An 18,626-nucleotide genomic window follows, 5' to 3' on the forward strand; every position below is an offset into this window, starting at 1 on the left:
TTTAATTCACCCTGATTTGTTCGTATCTATCGGGGATTCGCAGCGTGAGTTCATCAATTTTATCGGTTGAAAACCCATTCATTCTAAGTTTCAAATTAATGCGTTCTCCGCGCGAAACCATGTTCATTTCAATGGTTCCGGGGTAATCTTTCTTCTTCACCTTTTCAAAATCTTCAAAAACCATTTCCAGTTCCCGGGCATTCAATTCATCGTTAACAATCAACTTTGTTAGCGCATAATTCAGCGGACTGAAATACATTTTTTGTTCTTCGCCTGACTCAAGTAAAAACAGGCCCTCTTCTACCGATGAGTTGAAATGCGTGAAATTTGCTCTGCTCTCGTAATCGTGGTAAGAAAAAGCGTTATTTGAAATGATGGACTGAACGATTTCAAAATTGAGTTTTGTGTTTAAAAAGCGGCTCAAATAGGAGTAATCGTCCACAAAATAGTTGCGATCGATGTAATTCACATATTTCACACTGTCGGGTGTCAGCAGAACGCGGCCAACCGGTATATTTATTTTACTGATGGAAACCAGTATTTTTTCATCTTTTATGGCTTTCAGGTTGACACGAAAATTGGTATTATTTTGATTACCAGAAAACCGACAATTAATCCGTCTGATAGTAAGGAAATCATAATCGAAGGCATTTTGTTCCACCTTTTTTACCAGCCTCCGTGTGCTCAGTGGTTTTATGGAGTCGTCAGTCAAATTGCGGGTTGTCCGGCACGACGATATTCCCAAAGCCGCAATCAGAACAAGAAAAATAACTAACCTTTTTCGTCTCAACACATCTTCTTTCATCTACTCTTCCAGGTATTGCTTTTCGTCAATTTTCCGCTGCAGCAGTTCGGATTCACCACCAAACTCAATGGCTTTTTCCCAGTATTTAAGCGCTTCGTCGGTTTCCTCCATTTTAATCAGAATATCGCCGTAATGCTCCAGCAGAGTTGGATTTTCTTCTCCTCCGTTATCAAGGGCCGATTTCATGTAGAATTTGGCCAGCGAATAGTCGCCTTTCTTAAACAGCACCCAGGCGTGTGTGTCGAGGTAAGTGGGATTTTCGGGGAACCGTTCAATTACTTTTCCGCTCATGCGTTCGGCCTTGTCAAGGTTCTTTCCGTCCAGCGAAAGGTAGTAGGCGAAATTATTCAGGGCGATATGGTTATCAGGATCTAAATCAACCGATTCGTCGAAAATTTCGAATGCCTCCTGCACATTTCCCATTTTATAAAGTGCTTCGCCTTTGAGCATCAAAAACTGGCCTTCCATTTGTTTGTTTTCAACCACATACATTAATCCTTCTTCGGAAACGGAGACTGCTTCTTCAAATTTTTCGAGCTGAACACATGCCACAGCATTTAAAAAATAGGTTTGTGGCTGGTTGGGAAATAAATCTGTTGCTTCGCGGCTGTGCTCGTACAATGCTTGCCAGTCTTGCAAATCGTTGTCGATAAAAAGCAACCGCTCCCAAAGCATATAATCGTTTTTTTCAATTTCAAGCGATTTCAGTAACTCTTCGCGGGCTTCTTCAATCCTGTTGTTTTTAAGCATTTTTTCAGCACGGATTGTGTAAACAAGATGTTCGTCAGGGTGCGTTTCGGCCAGTATTTCAGTTAGCTGATCTTCCTGTTCGGGTGTTAAGTTCGATTCTTCCGGATTGGAAGTAAGCATCATATAAAGCTGCAGTTTGGTCTGAATATCAACCTCTTCGCTTCTGAATCCTTTTTTGGTTTCTTCGAATGATTTTTCCGGCTTCCCGTTTTGCAGGTAATAGTTGGCGAGCGAAAAATGCACGAATCCGTTTTCAGGGTCAATTTCTTTAATTTTCTGATAATATTTCATGGCACTCACCGAATCACCCTGGCTCTGGAATAAATCGGCCATCAACCCGTAATATTTAGGTTCGTCAGGATTGTGTTCAATCAGCTTTTCTATTTCGTTAAAAGCTTTTTCTATCTGCCCGGTTTCTTCGTAAAGCTGTTGTTTGGCCACCGAAATTTGTTCGTTAATCCCGGCTTGTTCTTCCAGTTTGTCGTACGTTTCAATGGCTTGTTCAAATTCTCCCTCGTTCGACAATAAAAGGGCCTTCCGATAAAGAAAATCCAAATTTTCGGGTTCAGCTTCGAGCAGATCATTATAAACCTCTGCAGCTTTGCCATAGCGGCGGGTTTGCTGGTAAATCTGTGCCAGCAAGATTTTATACCACTTGTTTTCGGGATTCAGGCTAATGGCTTTTTCAAGTAAAAGCGATGCACTGGTAAAATCGTTATTGGCCGCATGAATACTGGCCAGCTCGTACATTGCCGCCGAAGAATTAGGATCAAGATCCAAACAACCCGAAAAGAGCTGAATGGCTTTTTGCGGATTTCCAAGTGCTTTTTCCTTCAGGGCCTCCACAAACAAATATTCAAACTTTTTTTGATCTTCCTCGGCTAAATCAACTGTATCCTGAGCGGCACTGTTTGATTGATTTTCTTCCTGTTCTGCAACTTTTTTAACTCCTGAACACGAAAAAATTATTCCGATCAGAAGCAAAAAAGTCAGCCATTTTATAGTAATATTCTTCATTTTTCAATTATTTCCGGTATGTCCAAAACCTCCTGCGCCACGTTGTGTTTCGTTGAGTTGTTCTACCAAATTCCATTCCACTTGTTCGTGCGAGGCAATCACCATCTGGCAAATGCGTTCGCCGTTCTCAATCACAAATTCCTCGTTGGAAAGATTAACAAGAATGACCCTTATTTCCCCCCTGTAATCGGCATCGATGGTTCCGGGTGTGTTTAAAACCGTAATTCCTTTTTTAATGGCCAGCCCGCTGCGTGGCCTAATTTGCGCCTCGTAGCCTTTGGGCAATTCAATGAACAATCCGGTGGGTATCAGTTTTCGTTCCAGTGGTTTCAACACAACCGGTTCATTCAAATAAGCGCGTAAATCTACTCCTGCCGACATTTCTGTGCTGTATTCCGGCAGCGGATGATTGGATTGATTAACTATTCTAACCTGCATTTATTCCTGTTTTTTAAAAGACCGCTAAGATAAAGTTTTTCACAGAGACGGCACATGCGATTAACATTATTTATTAATTCGGCTGTTGATTCAACCATTTGGTTAACAATCAAATAATCATCAGGTTCGCCATTATGTCATCTGAAACAAATAAACCTGCACGTGTTAGAGTGAAAATCCCGTTTTGCTCAGTTATCTTCTTGTTCTGAATGTATTTTTCAATTTCGCGGGTAAAAAAATCAGCCCTGCTTTTACCAAACCGCTCGCTGATAGTTTCCTGAGAAAGGCCCCACTTAGTGCGAATATTTGTTAAAATATACTCGTTGAACTTGTCATTTTCTGATAACTGTTCTTCCTGAAAATACGACGTTTTATTTTCGATGGCATTGCAGTAAGCTTCAACATGAGCAACATTCCAGCGGCGTTTTTCACCATCAAACGAATGGGCCGACGGGCCCAGTCCGAGGTATTTACCACCCGTCCAGTAGGCTGTATTGTGTTTCGAGTATTTTTTATCCCGGGTAAAATTGGAGATTTCGTATTGCTCGAATCCTGCATCTAAACAACTGTCCAACAAAATATTAAACTGTTCAACACTTTTATCTTCCGAAAGTTCAGTCAGCGTACCTTTCTTCAGCCAGGTATAAAAAGGCGTTCCTTCGTGGTAGGTTAAATGGTAGGCCGAAAGGTGTTCTGCCGGAAGTTGAAATGCATCGTCAAGGTTTTGTTTCCATTGTTGGGAAGTGAGTCCGGGCAAGCCATAAATCAAATCAATGCTGATGTTATTGAAACCTGCCTTCACTGCATTTCCAACGGAATTTACCGCCTGTTTTGCGGTATGCCGGCGATTCATTTTTTTCAGGTGTTCGTCATTAAACGACTGAATTCCAATACTGAGACGGTTTACTCCGGAACTAAAAAGTGAATTAAGGTAAGCCGGATTTAAATCATCGGGATTGGCTTCGAAAGTGATTTCGGCATCTGATGTAACTGTAAATTCTTTGTGCAACAGATTCAGAATTTCTACCAGTTCATTTTCTGTTAAAACCGAAGGAGTACCGCCACCAAAATAAATAGTTTCAACAGGTTCGCTGGACAAAAAATATTTTCCGGAAACAATTTCGTTGGCTAAAGCATTGAGAAATATAGACGTAAAGTTTTGATTTACAGTTTTATAAAAATTGCAATAGTAACATTTTTGGCGGCAAAAGGGGATATGAATATAAATTCCTGCCATACTTTTTGTTACTTTGCTTCCGTTACAAATTCAGAAAATTAATGAAAATAAAACTTTTTATAAAGCCTTTGGTCTGGCTTGCTCTCATTTGTTATGGTCTGTTTATTCCGGCCAGCGATCTGCCAACCAAACCATTTTTAAACATTCCGTATTTTGACAAAATCGTTCATTTTGGATTGTTTTTTGTATTTTGTCTCCTGCTCTTCAGACCTTTCCGCAGATTAAATGTTAACCCTTATATTTTTGCACCGGCCGTTTCAATTATTTTAGGTGCTTTGCTCGAAATTACACAACACATCCTGTCTTCAACACGAAGCAGCAATTTATACGACTTTATGGCAAATACCGCCGGAATAGTAGCTTCCATCTTCTTTTTCCATTTTTTTGTTTCAGGAAAAAAATGGGAACCAATGTTTTAGCGGACTGTTGAAGCTAATAGCTTCTAAAGCTTTATAAGATCGTCATATTTTTCGATATCCTTCCCAATTATTTCCAGCGATGTTTCCTTGTAAAATTTGGCAATTTCGGAACGCAGTTTATCGTATTGAGAATGAACAGGGCACAACGGTTTTGAAGGATCGTGGGTACGGCAGGGTTCCAGCCTGATTAAGCAGTTGGTAAAAAACTCTTCACCATCAACTTTGGTTACAATATCCCAAAGCGAAATGTCCTGTGTTTTTTTGGCCAAAGCAAATCCTCCGTTTGGCCCTTTTGTTGAAACCAGCAGTTTTTGTTTCACCAGATTTTGCAAAATTTTACCCAAAAAAGGAGAAGACAAACCCAAATCTTCGGATATTTTTTTGATCCCAATCATTTGATCTTCCTTTGAAAATTTCGCGAGATAAATCAATGCCCTTAAAGCGTATTTACATGTATTAGACAGCATAATTCCTGTGTTTTAATTTAACTTCTTTTATTTCTTATATTCTATTTTAGCGGAATTTTTGCAATTCTCCGGGCATGGCGTCCGCCTTCAAATTCGGCATTTAAATAAGCCTCTGCAATATCGATAGCTTCCTGGTTTGTAACAAACCTGCCGGGAATAGAACAAATGTTAGCATCGTTGTGTTGTTTTGCCAAAGCTCCAATTTCGGCATTCCAACAAATAGCCGACCGGATATTCTGATGCTTATTGGCAGCTATACTAATTCCCTGGCCACTTCCGCAAAACGTTATCCCTTTTTCATACTCACCTTTTTCAATGGCCTCGGCTATTGCATGAGCAAAATCAGGATAATCGCAACTCTCAGGGGAATAGCAACCAAAATCTTTGTAAGGAATTCCTTTCTCCTGAAAATATTTTATAATGACTTGTTTTTTTTCAAACCCCGCATGGTCGCTTGCAAGTGCTATTACAGTATCATCTAACTTCTTCATATCTGCAAAATTAATACTTTTTGATATTTATTTCATTTTTTCTTTTTGTTAATTTAAAACTGTGAGGAGAAAAAAATTAAATTCTTGATATTCAAATAATTAAAAATAAAAATACTTTTAATTCTTATTTCGTCTTAATAAATTTTTTAGGTCTCTTTTTTCAATTTTATATACAGTAAAAACAAAAATGGCCAAAAATAAAGTGTGAAACGGATATTTTACTGCCGGTTGCAAATTATTGGTAAACTGAGAACTACCAAAAAGCAGGACGGCAACCAAAAAATAAATTCCTATTCGTTTTAAATTGTAAGGAACAGGGTAATACTTCTGCCCCAGAAAATAGGAAATCACCATCATAATAAAAAAGCTGATTAACAAGGTTGCTGCCGAACCTTTGTAGCCATATAACGGAATCAAAATAAAATTGAGGGTGATGGTAATTACTGCCCCGGTTATTGAAATATAGGCTCCGTAGCGCGTCATATCGGTGAGTTTATACCACAACGAAAGCGTGAAATAAATACCGAAAAACAGGTTGGCCAGCATAATAACCGGAACAATTGAAAAACCTTCTTCGTAATCAATTGGAATGATAAGTTTTATGATATCGATATAGAACATCATTCCCAAAAAAATCAGCAAGCCGAAAATCACAAAATACTTCATGATGTCAGCATTAATTTTTTTATCGTTTTTGCTTTCGGCCTGCGAAAAAAAGAAGGGTTCAAAAGCATAACGGAAAGCCTGGATAAACATGTTCATTAAAACGGCAATTTTTACTCCTGCCCCGTAAATTCCCAACTGCTCCATCGGATTTTGATCTTCCGGAATCAGAAAAGGAATCAGAATTTTATCGATTTGCTGAATTAAAATACCAGTCATTCCTACTACCAGAATGGGAAAAGAATAACTCAGCATTTTTTGAAGCAGTGCCCTGTCGAAAAAGAATGAAAATTTGAATATCTCGGGCAGCAACAGCAAAAGTGTTACAATGGATGCCAGCAGATTTGAAATAAAAACATAGCCCACGCCAATGTCTGCGGAATACACCAACTGCACAACCGAATCGGGATTGTTCTCCATCAACCTGGGACAAAGCAGCAGAAAAAACAGGTTAAACGCAATGTTAAAACCAATGTTAATCAATTTAATCACTGCAAATTTCACAGGCCGGTTGTTTAGCCGCAGCCGGGCAAATGGAATAGCGGTAAAAGCATCAATAGCCAGTATAAAACCGAACCATAAAATATACTCCGGGTGTTCAGGATATTGGATGAGCGCCGCCAGTTCGTTATTAAAAAGCAGGATTAAAACCAAAAACAGCGACGAGGAAAAAAACAGCGATATCAATGCGGTGGAATAAACCTTTTCGGATTCGGAATTTTTGGAGGCAAACCTGAAAAAACCCGTTTCCATTCCGTAGGTTAAAAACACCATTAAAAAAGCAACGTAGGCGTATAAATTGGTTACAATTCCGTATTCACCGGGCACAAACAAATTGACATAGAGCGGCATCAGCCACCAGTTTAAAAACCGGCCGATTATACTGCTCATGCCATAAATTACTGTTTCGCCTGCTAATTTTTTAAATGGATTCAATACTGATAAATTTTAAAACAAAGATAGTATTCATCTTTGAAATGATTTACTTTTAATGAGGTAATAAGGTTTTAAAGTTGATACGGTTTCTTATTGTTACTAAGGTTGTTAATTAAAATAAGGTTGATTTTTACCGGAATTTGTTATTTGCTTTTTAAACTCCCAAAACCTTATTTCTCTATACAACCTTAGTAACAAAACCAAACGTGAAACTTCTCGAACCTTATTACCTCATTTATTTTGGATGAAAGCGTACTAGTAATTCTTGTATATTAATTTTCAATCATTTACTTTTATTGTGTAAAAAATCAATATAAACTTTAACCTCATGGTTTTCAACATTTCCAAAATCCAATATCCTCATTTTATCACCTCATTTTTTATCATTGTGATTTTTTCGTTTCACGGATGCCAAAAAGAAAATGATAAACCGGAAACTATAAATAATCCCCCTGTGGCAACAATTTTGGCAAGTCCGTATCAAGGAGAAGCGCCTTTAGAATCAAGAATTAAAGTTGATGGAACAGACAAGGATGGAAAATCAGATATTGCAAGGTATTCTCTAGAAATAAAAGAGTTAGGGATTGATTTTGATAAAAAGAATCCAATAGATACAACTTTTACTTTTTCAACTCCTGGAGAATATACTATTAAAGGGACTGTAAGAGATAAGGCAGGAGATAGTGATAATAAGAGTGTTGGAATGAACATTTCTTGAAAGCCTCAACATTCTGTTAACCAATCTGTTAGTTTAGAAGATAGTATTGATGTTTTATATAATGTTAATTTTGAAAATATTGATGTTGTTCAACTTAATTTGGTTAAAGATGGGGAGAAGATTTTATCTGAAAATATCTCTAATTCAGGATATTCTAAAACATTTAGTTACAGCTCAAATGAGAAAATAACTAAAGGTAATTATGATTTTATTACAAAATTCAAGAATAAGGATGGAAAAGATACAAGCATAGTTTCAAGAATAAAAATTCCCAATTATAACCCCACAGTTAATTGGGATAATTTGGATATGAATTTTGAAGAAGATTCTGAAATTAGTATCAATCTTCCTATTCCAAAAGATAAAAACCCTGAAGATAATCCAGTTAATTATATTCCTGAGAGTTTTAGTTCTGATAAAGCAGATTTGGAGTTTGATTCAGAAGAGAATTCCTTAAAAATTAAAGGGATTGAGGATATATTTGGAAATTACAATGTTAATGCAGAGTTTGGTTCTGGAGAAAGGGGAATTGGTTCTGTTTCTAAAGAAGGGATGATTTATGAACTTGCAAAATTGTCTGGAGTTATAGAAAGTAATGAATCTCATGAAGGTATTAGATCTACTTTAATTCCATATGAAGTGATTGGAAATGATACAATTAGATTATTCTCTAAAACTGCTGATGAACAAGGTAGGAATTTAACTGATGCTTCGGGTTACTTTAATTTCAAACTAAATAAGAGACATGAGGAGTTAGAAGATGTTTTGTTGATGGCTAGACAAGGAATTCCAGAAGATTATAAAGGATGGGTCAGGGTTCAGAATATTCCCAAAGAAAAGTTTAAAAATGTTTTAGTTAGGATTGTTCCGTATGCTCCTTATGAGGATAGAAAAGATGAATTTAAGAAATATGCTGCCGAAACAACAATAATGCCTCCTCCTTTTCCTAATCCGGAATTTCCTTTCCTAAATACAAGATTTGATTTTGATGGAAGCATTCTAGAAGGATTGCCTGGTTTTGAAGATTATACTGGATTGAAAAGAATTAGAATATTAGATGAAGACCCTTATACTGGAGGAACATTTACAAGAGAAGAGCAAGAAGTGTTTAAACAGAAATTATTGGATAAAGAAAATATTAATGGGATAATTGGGAATTATGAAATAAAACCTGAACAAATTGTTTTTGGAAATGATGAGACTTTTAAAGATTATGTTTGGAATGAAAACCACAAACCTGCAAGAGTTAATACTTCTGAAGGAATTATTGTGGTTATTCCAAGAAAAGATCTTTATGCAACTGGAGTTACTAATACTGGAGGTTTTGAACAGTTTAGTCCGATTATTTCACGTGGAACGGTTTATCTTAAAGCTGGAAGATATGGAATTACTACTTTTCCTCACGAGATGGGTCATTTGTTTATTAGCGCAAATCATCCTGAATCATTGTATGGAGAGACAATGATGAGTTCTCCATTTCCCTCTGAATTTGGAGGTCCAGGATCTGCAGATAAAAAGTTAGGAAGTATTGTTTATGAAGATAGTTATTTGGTAAAGCCTGAAGATAAACTTTACAAAAGACCTGATTACTTAAAGAACATTCTTAGAGATGATTTTAAATAAGGGTTTTATTGATTAAAAAAACTTAACCTCATTTTCACACCCAAATATATTTCTCATTCAGTTTTTCAAGCATTAAATTTGTACAGTTTAAAAGCTTCTACTTGAAACTCAAACTGTAATAAATTTTATCTTTGAAAAGAAATTTTGTTGAAAATGAATAGAACTTTTTTTCCGACAGTACTGATTATCTTTTTGTTCGTAACATTTATTTCCTGTTCGAACAAGCCCAAACGTTCGCGAAAACCGGTAAGCAGCATTACAATTGAACCAAACGCCCGCAATTATATTTACGGAAATTCAGTTGCAGTTGATGTAAAAACCAAACTGCGCAATGGCGAAATTGACAACATTAAACTCTATTATGAAGACGAACTGATAAAAGAGAGCAGCGACCTCGAATTCAGGGCCGAAAATGTGGTGCTTAAAAATGTTGGCCGAAATACTTTCAGGGCAGTGGCCATGAAAACGGACAGTGTGAGCAACACGCGTGTTATTTCGGTAAATGTGGTTTCCGAAATTGAACCGCAACAATTCACCTACAAAACCATAAATAATTTCCCGCACAATAATAGTTTTTACACCCAGGGGCTCGAATTTCACCAGGGCTTTTTATACGAAGGAACAGGCGAAAACGGATCTTCAGGTTTATTTAAAATCGACCTGAAATCGGGAAATAGTTTACAGGAGTATCTTTTAGACGAAAAATATTTTGGTGAAGGAATTACCATTCTTAACGATAAAATTTACCAACTCACCTACCGCGCCCAAAAAGGTTTTGTTTACAATTTAATCGATTTTGCGTTAATTGACTCTTTTGAGTATAAATCGCAACAAGGCTGGGGACTGACAAACGACGGACAAAACCTGATTATGAGCAACGGATCGCACGAAATTATTTGGCTCGACCCTGAAAATTATTCTGAAATAAAACGCATTCAGGTGGCCAATAACAAAGGAATAATCAACAATATAAATGAGTTGGAATATATTGACGGTAAACTTTTTGCCAATATATATACCACCGAAATGATTATTGAAATTGACCCGGAAACCGGAAAAGTATTTTCCGAAATAAATATGAACGGCATTCTGAACCTGTATCAGAAACCAGGTGAAAAAATCGATTACATGAACGGAATTGCCTGGGATGCTGAAAATGACCGGCTCTTTGTAACCGGTAAATGGTGGCCGCGTGTTTTTGAGATTGAGTTGGTCCCTTCAGAATAGTGTGGGATTATCGCCATATTTCACTCTTCCTAAATGTTTATATGCCAGTTCGGTAGCCTCTCTTCCGCGAGGTGTCCGTTTAATAAATCCTTCTTTTATCAGAAATGGTTCATACACCTCTTCAATGGTTCCGCTGTCCTCTCCCACTGCAGTTGAAATGGTTGTAATTCCTACCGGTCCGCCTTTGAATTTATCGATAATGCAAAGTAAAATCCGGTTGTCCATTTCATCCAGTCCATATTTATCGATATTCATTGCCTTCAAAGCCATTTTTGTAATATCGATATCAATTTTTCCGGTTCCCTTTACCTGGGCAAAATCGCGCACACGGCGCAGCAACGAGTTTACAATTCGCGGTGTTCCGCGGCTCCGTCCGGCAATTTCTTCAGCAGCATCTTCACTAATTTCTACCTCAAGAATTTGTGCCGAACGTTTTACAATTCCTTTTAAAACGGTATTGTCGTAATATTCGAGGTGCGAATTAATGCCAAACCGGGCCCGCAGCGGCGATGTCAGCAACCCGGAACGGGTAGTTGCCCCAATTAAAGTAAAAGGCTGTAATTCGAGCTGTACGGACCTTGCACTGGGTCCCTTGTCAATCATGATATCGATACGGAAATCTTCCATGGCCGAATAAAGATATTCTTCCACAATGGGTGACAACCGGTGAATTTCGTCGATAAAAAGTACGTCCCTTTCTTCAAGGTTGGTAAGCAAACCAGCCAGGTCTCCGGGTTTATCTAAAACGGGGCCGGAAGTAATTTTAATGCCCACATTCATTTCGTTGGCAATTATATGCGACAAGGTGGTTTTTCCCAGCCCGGGCGGGCCGTGCAATAATACATGGTCGAGCGCTTCATTACGCAACGAAGCTGCTTTTACAAAAATTTTCAGGTTTTCAACAATCTGGTATTGTCCGCTGAAATCATCGAACTGCAGCGGCCTGAGTTTCCGGTCGAGTTCCCGGTCACTTTCCGGATAATTTTCACCTCTGATATCAATTTCTTCACTCATTCCCTTTACCTGTAAGTTGTTCAATTACAGTGTATAATTCTTCTGCCGAAAATGGTTTTGGCAAATAATCGTTCATTCCTGCATTCAAACATTTCTCTTTGTCGTTATCAAGCGTATTGGCAGTCAGCGCCACTATCGGCACCCCTTCATTAATTCCTTTTTCTGCCTCCCACTTCCTGATTTCATCAGTAATTTCGAAACCATTTTTTTCGGGGAGCATAATGTCCATTAGAATTAAATCGAACGAATTACTTTTTACTTTTTCCAGGGCATCGCGCCAGTTGGTTACATTTAAAACCTCATAATTTTTTTTCTTCAAATGAAAACCAACTACTTTTTGATTTAATAAATTGTCTTCTACTAAAAGTATTTTCAAGGTTTCTATATTATATTAATTAAAACAAATGTAATAGATTAATACTAATAATTATAGTCTGTTCATAACTGTTAATTACTATTTCTAATAACTTTTAAATATACATTACACATAATACTTAACAAATTATAAACACACTTTTTAGTAATAATTTGTTGTTTCATAAATAATTAATTATTTTTTTCACAACCTGTTAATACAAATCATACAATTTCAAAATAAGTTATGAGTGGTTTATTATTTGTGAAGAAATTGGCCGAAAAAATTAAAAAATATTGAACTGAATTTGCAGAATATTTTTACCGGGTAAAAAAGTTTACGAATGCAAATTTTATTATAAAAGATTAATTTTGTTTTTTCACCATGTGTTAAAACAATTGTTAATAGTGGCTGTTTTTTAAAATACTGGTGGTAAATAAATTAGAATAAATGACTGAAAATTTCAACATACTTGTTAATAAACTAAACTCCTTTCGGGTTAAATACTATTCGTATAAACTTATGAAGGGGGTTTTGCTTACTTTATTTCTGCTATTGGTTTTATACACAGCCTTTTCACTTGTTGAATATTTTGTTTATCTGCCTGCTGGAATACGAAAAATACTTTTTTACGGTTTTGTGATTTTTGGCGGTTTGCTCACATTGCAGTTTATAATAGTACCGGTTTTAAAGTTACTGCATGTTTTTAAGCCCATGGACATTAGAAAAAGTTCAGAGCTGGTTCAGAAACATTTTGGTGATATTAAAGATAGATTACTGAATATTATTGAGTTGTCAAGTATTTCAGATTCAAATTATTCCAACGAAATTGTGCTGGCCAGTATCGATCAGAAAATAGATGAGCTCCGTATTTTCAATTTTAACGACGCAGTTCAGTTTAAAAATCTGCGGCTGGTTCTATACTATTTTTTGTTTAGCCTGGTGGTCACTTTAACCATTTTTGTAGTTGACAGATCAATTTTTACCACCGCTACCAACCGGCTTGTGCATTTTAATACCGAATTTGTAAAACCTGCGCCTTTTTCGTTCAACCTGTTAACTACCGATTTAAAAGTGCAAAAAGGCAATGCGCATAAAATTAAGGTTGAATGCAGTGGAAATGAACTACCACAAGTAGTTTACATTAATATTGAAGGAAATAATTACCTGATGAAAAACACTTCAACAGGAGTGTTTGAATATGAAATTGCTTCGGTTATTAATCCGGTTCAGTTTTATTTTACTGATTTGAAATACCAATCGGATGTGCACCAGTTACAGTTGTTGCCAAAACCGGGAATTACAAATTTTAATGTTTCAGTTTTTCCACCAAAATATACCGGCCTGCCAAACCGGGAGCACCAAAACACAGGCGATTTACAAGTGCCCAACGGAACAAAAGTAGAATGGAACTTTCAGGGAATTGACATCGATACAGTTTATTTATCGCTCAACGATTCAACAACCATTGGTGCCCAAAAAACGGATAATGGTTTCACGGTTGAAAAGCAGTTTTTCAATTCATCAAACTACAATGTGTATATAAAAAATGATGTGACAGAACCCGAGCTTGCACTTTCTTATGGAATTGACGTGGTTCCGGACCTTTTCCCGGAGATTCAAATTGTACGCATTCAGGATTCGCTGCAAATGACCCGTTTCTTTTTTAAAGGTGTTATTGGCGATGATTATGGGTTTTCTGATCTGAAATTTCATTACAATATTAATAATACTGATTCGGCAGTTTCAATACCAATAGTTAAAAAATTAACCGATCAGGATTTTTATTTCAGTTATAATTTTGCCAACCTCGCAGATGAATCGGGCACGGTATCGTACTATTTTTCGGTTACCGACAATGATGTTATAAATAATTATAAAACAACGACTTCAGATAATTTTGTTTTTAAAATTCCGGAGAAGGAAGAATTATTAGCCAGCGAAAAAGAGCAGTTTGAAGACATTGAAAATAAGCTGCAGCAAAGCCAGGAACTGGCTAAAGAAATTCAGAACGATTTACAAAACCTGCGCGTTAAAAATATGGACTCCAATATTTCGGAATGGGAAAAATCGCAGATGGTTAACGAAATGATGTCGAAACAAAATAAGCTGGAACAGTTGTACGATCAGATTAAAAAAGATAATGAGGAGCTGAATAATTACCTCAATTCATTTAATAAACAAAACGATGATATTCGCGAAAAACAGCAGCAGATTGAAGAATTGCTGGAAGATGTTTTTACGGATGAACTGAAAGAATTACTTGAAGAATTCAATAAACTGGCCGAGGAGTTCGACAGTAAAAAACTCAACCAGCTGTCGGACCAAATGGATTTGAGCTACGAAGATTTGCAAAAACAACTTGACCGCAACCTTGAGATGTTGCGCAAAATGAAAGTGGAACAAAAACTTCAGAGTGTAATTGATGATACTAACGAGATGGCAGGTGAGGAGGAAAATCTTGCTGAAGAGGTTTCTGAAAATAGCAATTTTGAAGAGGTTAGTGAAAAAGTGAGCGAACATGAAGAGGATTTGAACAACCTCGAGCAGGAAATAAATGATGCCCTGCAAATGAACGAGGAACTCGAAAAACCAATGAATTTTGATGATTTTCAGGAAGAACTGGATGATATAAAAAACAGCATGCAGGAAAGCCAGGATCAGCTTCAGAAAAAGAACAAGAAAAAATCCGGTTCGAGTATTAAAAACACTTCTGAAAAATTAAAAAATGCGGCTTTTGCAATGCAGCAAATGCTCAATTCAAACACCATGCAGCAAAACATGGAGAACATTGAAAACCTGCGGCAAATTTTAAGCAATTTGATGTACCTTTCTTTTACACAAGAAGAAGTTTTGGATGGACTAACAAGCATAACCCCCAATGATCCGGTACTGAATGAATTGAACCAGCAACAACGAAAAATAAAAAATCAAAGTCAGATTGTGAAAGATTCGTTGTATGCGCTGGCCAAACGAACTCCTGCCCTCGGCAGCATGGTTAATAACGAGTTGCTTTCAATGGAAATGAACCTGGATAAAGCACGGGAACAATTAGATGAAGCGCAATTTCCAAATGCACGTGCAAGCCAGCAATATGTAATTACAGCTACCAACAATCTGGCGCTCATGTTAAACGAGGCATTGCAAAATCTGGAAGAGCAAATGGCCAATGCACAACCGGGCGATCAGCAATGTGAAAATCCCGGGCAGGGCAAACCCGGAATGAATCTGCTTAAACAACAATCGGAAAATATTAAACAACAGCTGCAGCAAATGATTGATCAGATGAAAAACGGCCAGGGAAAGCCAATGAACCAGCAAATGGGCCAGTCGCTGATGCAACACGAAATGATGCAGCAAATGTTGCGGGAAATTATGAATAACGGAGAAGTAGGCAGCGGTGCACGAAAGGCGCTACAGCAAATTGACGATATTCTTGAACAAAACCGCAAACAATTGATGAACAAGAATGTGAATGCGGATATGATTGCCCGCCAAAACCAGATTACAACACGTTTACTGGAGGCTGAAAAAGCAGAACTCGAACGTGAATTTGAGGACAAACGCGAAAGCCGGACAGCCGAAGATTTTTACAGTAACCCTGCTGAATTTTTCGAGTATAAGGAAGATGAAAACTTTTCAATTGAGTATCTAAACAGGAATTCCCACAAACTGAATAATTTTTACAATAATAAGTACAAACAATATTTAAATAACATTGATAATTAAATTGACTGAAGCTCCTGAAATACTGGTTATTAAATCTGATTTAAGTGAATTAAAAAAGACTGAGGATTTTTTACTTTCATTTTTCAGAAAAAATAATTTATCGGATGAACATTTTAACCGTGTGTTTTTGTGTTTGTCAGAGGCTGTAGTTAATTCCATTCAGCACGGTAACGGAAACGACAGCAATAAACAGGTTTCCATTCAGGCTGATTGCAAAAAAGAGTTTATTACTATTAAGATCAGTGATGAAGGTGATGGATTTGATTACAATAATATTGAAAATCCGACATTAAAACAGAATATTAAGAAGGAGTCCGGAAGAGGAATTCACATCATTAAATCGTTGAGCAACGAACTTGAGTTTAAAAATAGAGGAAATTGTGTTCAGTTTAAAATTGCATGTAAGTGAGTGATATAGCGTTTTTTTTTGAAGATATTACATCTTTTGAAACCAATCAGGATTTCATTAAAAATCAGTTACAACAGTTAATTATCGAAGAAGAAAAAGAGCCGGGAGATATTTCGGTAATTTTTTGTTCTGATGAATATTTGTTGGAAATGAACAAAAAACATCTTCAACATGATTATTATACAGATATAATTACCTTTAACTATGTTGACGATTTATTAATATCGGGCGATTTATTTATTAGTGCTGACAGAATTAAAGATAATGCCGTTAAATTTGGCGTCGCCTTTTTAGAGGAGTTGTACCGGGTGATTTTTCATGGTGTTTTACATTTGATTGGATATAATGATAAAACCGAAGCAGAACAAAAGGTGATGCGCCAAAAGGAAAATTATTACCTGGCGAAGGTAGATTTTAGGAGATTGGAAGAATGAATTTAAAATATGATGTTATAGTTGTTGGGGGTGGTCATTCCGGTTGCGAAGCAGCAGCGGCAGCCGCCAATCTGGGATCGAAAACATTACTGATTACCATGGACATGACAAAGTACGCTCAGATGTCCTGTAATCCGGCAATGGGTGGCATTGCCAAAGGTCAGATTGTTCGCGAAATTGATGCGCTGGGTGGGTACTCCGGTATTGTTGCAGATAAAAGTACCATTCAGTTTCGCATGTTAAATTTATCCAAGGGACCGGCAATGTGGAGCCCGCGTTCACAAAACGACCGTTTCAGGTTTACTGAATTTTGGAGAGACACCCTCGAAAATATTCCAAACCTCGATTTGTGGCAGGATGCGGTTACCTCATTGCTGTTAAAAGATAATAAAGTAACGGGAGTGCGTACTAAAATTGGCGTTGAATTTCAATCCAATACAGTAATTCTTACCAATGGTACATTTCTGAATGGGCTGATTCATGTGGGGTCATCGCAAATGAAAGGGGGGCGAATTGGTGAAGCCGCTTCGTATGATATTTCTGAACAATTACTGGGAGTTGGCTTTAAAACCGGCAGGTTAAAAACCGGAACCCCGGTCCGAATCGATGGACGTACAATTGATTTTTCAGAATTAATTGAACAGAAAGGTGATGAGGACAACTTTAAATTTTCTTATTTGCCGGGTACGCAGTCGAAATTAAAGCAACGTTCCTGCTGGATTACCTACACCAACCCGGTTGTACATAAAGAGCTTGAAACCGGATTCGAGGTTTCACCTATGTTTGATGGAACGATTCAAAGCACCGGGCCCCGATATTGTCCAAGTATTGAATCGAAATTGGTAACTTTTGCTGAAAAAGAGAAACACCAGTTGTTTTTGGAGCCCGAGGGTGAAAATACAGTGGAATATTATCTGAATGGTTTCTCCTCTTCCCTGCCCTGGGATGTGCAGTATAAAGCCATGCAAAAAGTTCCCGGGCTGGAAAATGCCAAAATTTTCCGACCGGGTTATGCCATTGAGTACGATTATTTTGAACCTACTCAACTTCATCACACGCTCGAAACAAAACTTATCAGCAATTTATATTTTGCCGGACAAATTAATGGTACAACCGGTTATGAAGAAGCTGGTGCCCAGGGAATTGTTGCGGGAATAAATGCACACTTGAGGTGTCATGATTCCGGCAATGATTTTATTCTGAAACGCGATGAAGCATACATTGGGGTTTTAATTGACGATCTGGTTACAAAAGGTGTTGATGAACCTTATCGTATGTTTACCAGCCGGGCCGAATTTAGAATTTTGCTCCGTCAGGACAATGCCGATATTCGTTTAACCGAAAAATCCTATAAATTGGGTCTTGCTTCTCCAGAACGCTTGAAATTATTGAAGCAAAAAACCGAACTAATTGCACAAATTATTGACTTTACTAAAAATTTTAGTGTTAAGCCAATGTTTGTTAATCAGTTACTTACAGAAAAAGGAACATCAGAATTAAAACAAGGCGTTAAACTTCACGATATAATTTTACGCCCTCAGATTTCCATATTTGATTTGGCAAATACCCTCTCCCCGTTCCAGGAGTTTCTGGAAAGGGTTCCGGTGGAGCGAAAACAGGAAATTATTGAGGGAGCTGAGATTTCAATAAAATATGAAGGGTACATTAACCGCGAAAAATTACTGGCCGAAAAGTTAGACAAATTCGAAAATATTTATATTGAGAATAAGTTTAATTATGGTGAATTAAATTCTTTATCAACCGAGGCACGCCAAAAATTAGAAAAAAATAATCCGAAAACCATTGGTCAAGCCAAACGAATTTCAGGTGTTTCTCCTTCCGATATAAATGTTTTATTAATTTTGCTGGGCAGATAAATTAATGTTTCACGTGG

17 protein-coding genes are annotated in these 18,626 nt (G+C 37.2%); 8 read left to right on the forward strand and 9 right to left on the reverse strand.

Going from position 1 to position 18,626, the window contains the following annotated elements; translation table 11 throughout:
- Position 1: 1 nt before the first annotated feature.
- The 4 genes from BUC07_RS07000 to hemW form a co-directional block, all read right to left on the reverse strand.
- Positions 2-790 carry a lipoprotein insertase outer membrane protein LolB1 gene (locus BUC07_RS07000; RefSeq protein ID WP_175552481.1) on the reverse strand — a complete coding sequence of 263 codons (789 nt, stop codon included), beginning with the start codon at positions 788-790 and terminating at the stop codon, positions 2-4.
- Between the two features lie 15 nt (positions 791-805).
- Positions 806-2,572 carry a tetratricopeptide repeat protein gene (locus tag BUC07_RS07005; protein ID WP_073167796.1) on the reverse strand — a complete coding sequence of 589 codons (1,767 nt, stop codon included), beginning with the start codon at positions 2,570-2,572 and terminating at the stop codon, positions 806-808.
- A 3-nt stretch (positions 2,573-2,575) separates the two neighbouring features.
- Positions 2,576-3,010 carry a dUTP diphosphatase gene (gene dut / locus BUC07_RS07010; protein ID WP_073167799.1) on the reverse strand — a complete coding sequence of 145 codons (435 nt, stop codon included), beginning with the start codon at positions 3,008-3,010 and terminating at the stop codon, positions 2,576-2,578.
- 109 nt (positions 3,011-3,119) lie between these two features.
- Positions 3,120-4,247, reverse strand: coding sequence for a radical SAM family heme chaperone HemW (gene hemW, locus BUC07_RS07015; RefSeq protein WP_073167801.1), 1,128 nt, complete (start codon positions 4,245-4,247; stop codon positions 3,120-3,122).
- 41 nt (positions 4,248-4,288) lie between these two features.
- Here hemW and BUC07_RS07020 point away from each other — a divergent pair, with 41 nt between their 5' ends.
- A complete protein-coding gene (locus BUC07_RS07020) occupies positions 4,289-4,666 on the forward strand; it encodes a VanZ family protein (RefSeq protein ID WP_073167803.1) in 378 nt (125 codons plus the stop codon).
- A 23-nt stretch (positions 4,667-4,689) separates the two neighbouring features.
- Here BUC07_RS07020 and BUC07_RS07025 read toward each other — a convergent pair whose 3' ends face one another.
- From BUC07_RS07025 to BUC07_RS07035, 3 genes are all read right to left on the reverse strand, one after another.
- Positions 4,690-5,133, reverse strand: a complete 444-nt coding sequence (locus tag BUC07_RS07025; protein WP_073167805.1) for an RrF2 family transcriptional regulator — start codon at positions 5,131-5,133, stop codon at positions 4,690-4,692.
- 41 nt (positions 5,134-5,174) lie between these two features.
- Entirely contained in the window at positions 5,175-5,624 is a 450-nt protein-coding gene (locus BUC07_RS07030; protein ID WP_073167807.1) for an RpiB/LacA/LacB family sugar-phosphate isomerase, read from the reverse strand.
- A gap of 117 nt (positions 5,625-5,741) precedes the next feature.
- A complete protein-coding gene (locus BUC07_RS07035; RefSeq protein ID WP_083578144.1) occupies positions 5,742-7,223 on the reverse strand; it encodes a lipopolysaccharide biosynthesis protein in 1,482 nt (493 codons plus the stop codon).
- 328 nt (positions 7,224-7,551) lie between these two features.
- On the opposite strand from BUC07_RS07035, the gene BUC07_RS07040 reads away from it, so the two are divergent.
- The 3 genes from BUC07_RS07040 to BUC07_RS07050 all read left to right on the forward strand — a co-directional run bounded on the left by BUC07_RS07040 (position 7,552) and on the right by BUC07_RS07050 (position 10,791).
- On the forward strand, positions 7,552-7,941 hold the full coding sequence (locus tag BUC07_RS07040; protein WP_073167809.1) for a hypothetical protein: 390 nt from the start codon (positions 7,552-7,554) through the stop codon (positions 7,939-7,941).
- Between the two features lie 99 nt (positions 7,942-8,040).
- Entirely contained in the window at positions 8,041-9,564 is a 1,524-nt protein-coding gene (locus BUC07_RS07045) for a hypothetical protein (RefSeq protein ID WP_073167811.1), read from the forward strand.
- A 153-nt stretch (positions 9,565-9,717) separates the two neighbouring features.
- Complete coding sequence (locus tag BUC07_RS07050) at positions 9,718-10,791, forward strand: glutaminyl-peptide cyclotransferase (RefSeq protein ID WP_073167813.1); 1,074 nt, start codon at positions 9,718-9,720, stop codon at positions 10,789-10,791.
- Here BUC07_RS07050 and ruvB read toward each other — a convergent pair.
- Positions 10,783-11,805, reverse strand: a complete 1,023-nt coding sequence (gene ruvB / locus BUC07_RS07055; protein WP_073167815.1) for a Holliday junction branch migration DNA helicase RuvB — start codon at positions 11,803-11,805, stop codon at positions 10,783-10,785. The two genes, BUC07_RS07050 and ruvB, sit on opposite strands and share 9 nt — an antisense overlap.
- Positions 11,798-12,181, reverse strand: coding sequence for a response regulator (locus BUC07_RS07060; RefSeq protein WP_073167817.1), 384 nt, complete (start codon positions 12,179-12,181; stop codon positions 11,798-11,800). The genes ruvB and BUC07_RS07060 overlap by 8 nt, the downstream gene beginning before the upstream one ends.
- 501 nt (positions 12,182-12,682) lie before the next feature.
- On the opposite strand from BUC07_RS07060, the gene BUC07_RS07065 reads away from it, so the two are divergent.
- From BUC07_RS07065 to mnmG, 4 genes are read left to right on the forward strand one after another with little or no spacing between them, the layout of a single operon-like run.
- On the forward strand, positions 12,683-15,889 hold the full coding sequence (locus BUC07_RS07065; RefSeq protein WP_175552482.1) for a DUF4175 family protein: 3,207 nt from the start codon (positions 12,683-12,685) through the stop codon (positions 15,887-15,889).
- Entirely contained in the window at positions 15,879-16,298 is a 420-nt protein-coding gene (locus tag BUC07_RS07070) for an ATP-binding protein (protein ID WP_175552483.1), read from the forward strand. The genes BUC07_RS07065 and BUC07_RS07070 overlap by 11 nt, the downstream gene beginning before the upstream one ends.
- Positions 16,295-16,732 carry an rRNA maturation RNase YbeY gene (gene ybeY / locus BUC07_RS07075; protein WP_245792658.1) on the forward strand — a complete coding sequence of 146 codons (438 nt, stop codon included), beginning with the start codon at positions 16,295-16,297 and terminating at the stop codon, positions 16,730-16,732. The genes BUC07_RS07070 and ybeY overlap by 4 nt, the downstream gene beginning before the upstream one ends.
- Complete coding sequence (mnmG, locus tag BUC07_RS07080; protein WP_073167822.1) at positions 16,729-18,609, forward strand: tRNA uridine-5-carboxymethylaminomethyl(34) synthesis enzyme MnmG; 1,881 nt, start codon at positions 16,729-16,731, stop codon at positions 18,607-18,609. The genes ybeY and mnmG overlap by 4 nt, the downstream gene beginning before the upstream one ends.
- Positions 18,610-18,626: the final 17 nt, after the last annotated feature.

Source organism: Tangfeifania diversioriginum, from assembly GCF_900141875.1.
GTDB classification, from domain to species: domain Bacteria; phylum Bacteroidota; class Bacteroidia; order Bacteroidales; family Prolixibacteraceae; genus Tangfeifania; species Tangfeifania diversioriginum.

Coding starts and splice junctions, on each gene's coding strand:
- dut (WP_073167799.1), bottom strand. CDS start 3,010: ATGCAGGTTAGAATAGTTAATCAATCCAATCATCCGCTGCCGGAATAC.
- BUC07_RS07030 (WP_073167807.1), bottom strand. CDS start 5,624: ATGAAGAAGTTAGATGATACTGTAATAGCACTTGCAAGCGACCATGCG.
- mnmG (WP_073167822.1), top strand. CDS start 16,729: ATGAATTTAAAATATGATGTTATAGTTGTTGGGGGTGGTCATTCCGGT.
- BUC07_RS07025 (WP_073167805.1), bottom strand. CDS start 5,133: ATGCTGTCTAATACATGTAAATACGCTTTAAGGGCATTGATTTATCTC.
- BUC07_RS07065 (WP_175552482.1), top strand. CDS start 12,683: ATGAAGGGGGTTTTGCTTACTTTATTTCTGCTATTGGTTTTATACACA.
- BUC07_RS07020 (WP_073167803.1), top strand. CDS start 4,289: ATGAAAATAAAACTTTTTATAAAGCCTTTGGTCTGGCTTGCTCTCATT.
- ruvB (WP_073167815.1), bottom strand. CDS start 11,805: ATGAGTGAAGAAATTGATATCAGAGGTGAAAATTATCCGGAAAGTGAC.
- BUC07_RS07040 (WP_073167809.1), top strand. CDS start 7,552: ATGGTTTTCAACATTTCCAAAATCCAATATCCTCATTTTATCACCTCA.
- hemW (WP_073167801.1), bottom strand. CDS start 4,247: ATGGCAGGAATTTATATTCATATCCCCTTTTGCCGCCAAAAATGTTAC.
- BUC07_RS07005 (WP_073167796.1), bottom strand. CDS start 2,572: ATGAAGAATATTACTATAAAATGGCTGACTTTTTTGCTTCTGATCGGA.
- BUC07_RS07050 (WP_073167813.1), top strand. CDS start 9,718: ATGAATAGAACTTTTTTTCCGACAGTACTGATTATCTTTTTGTTCGTA.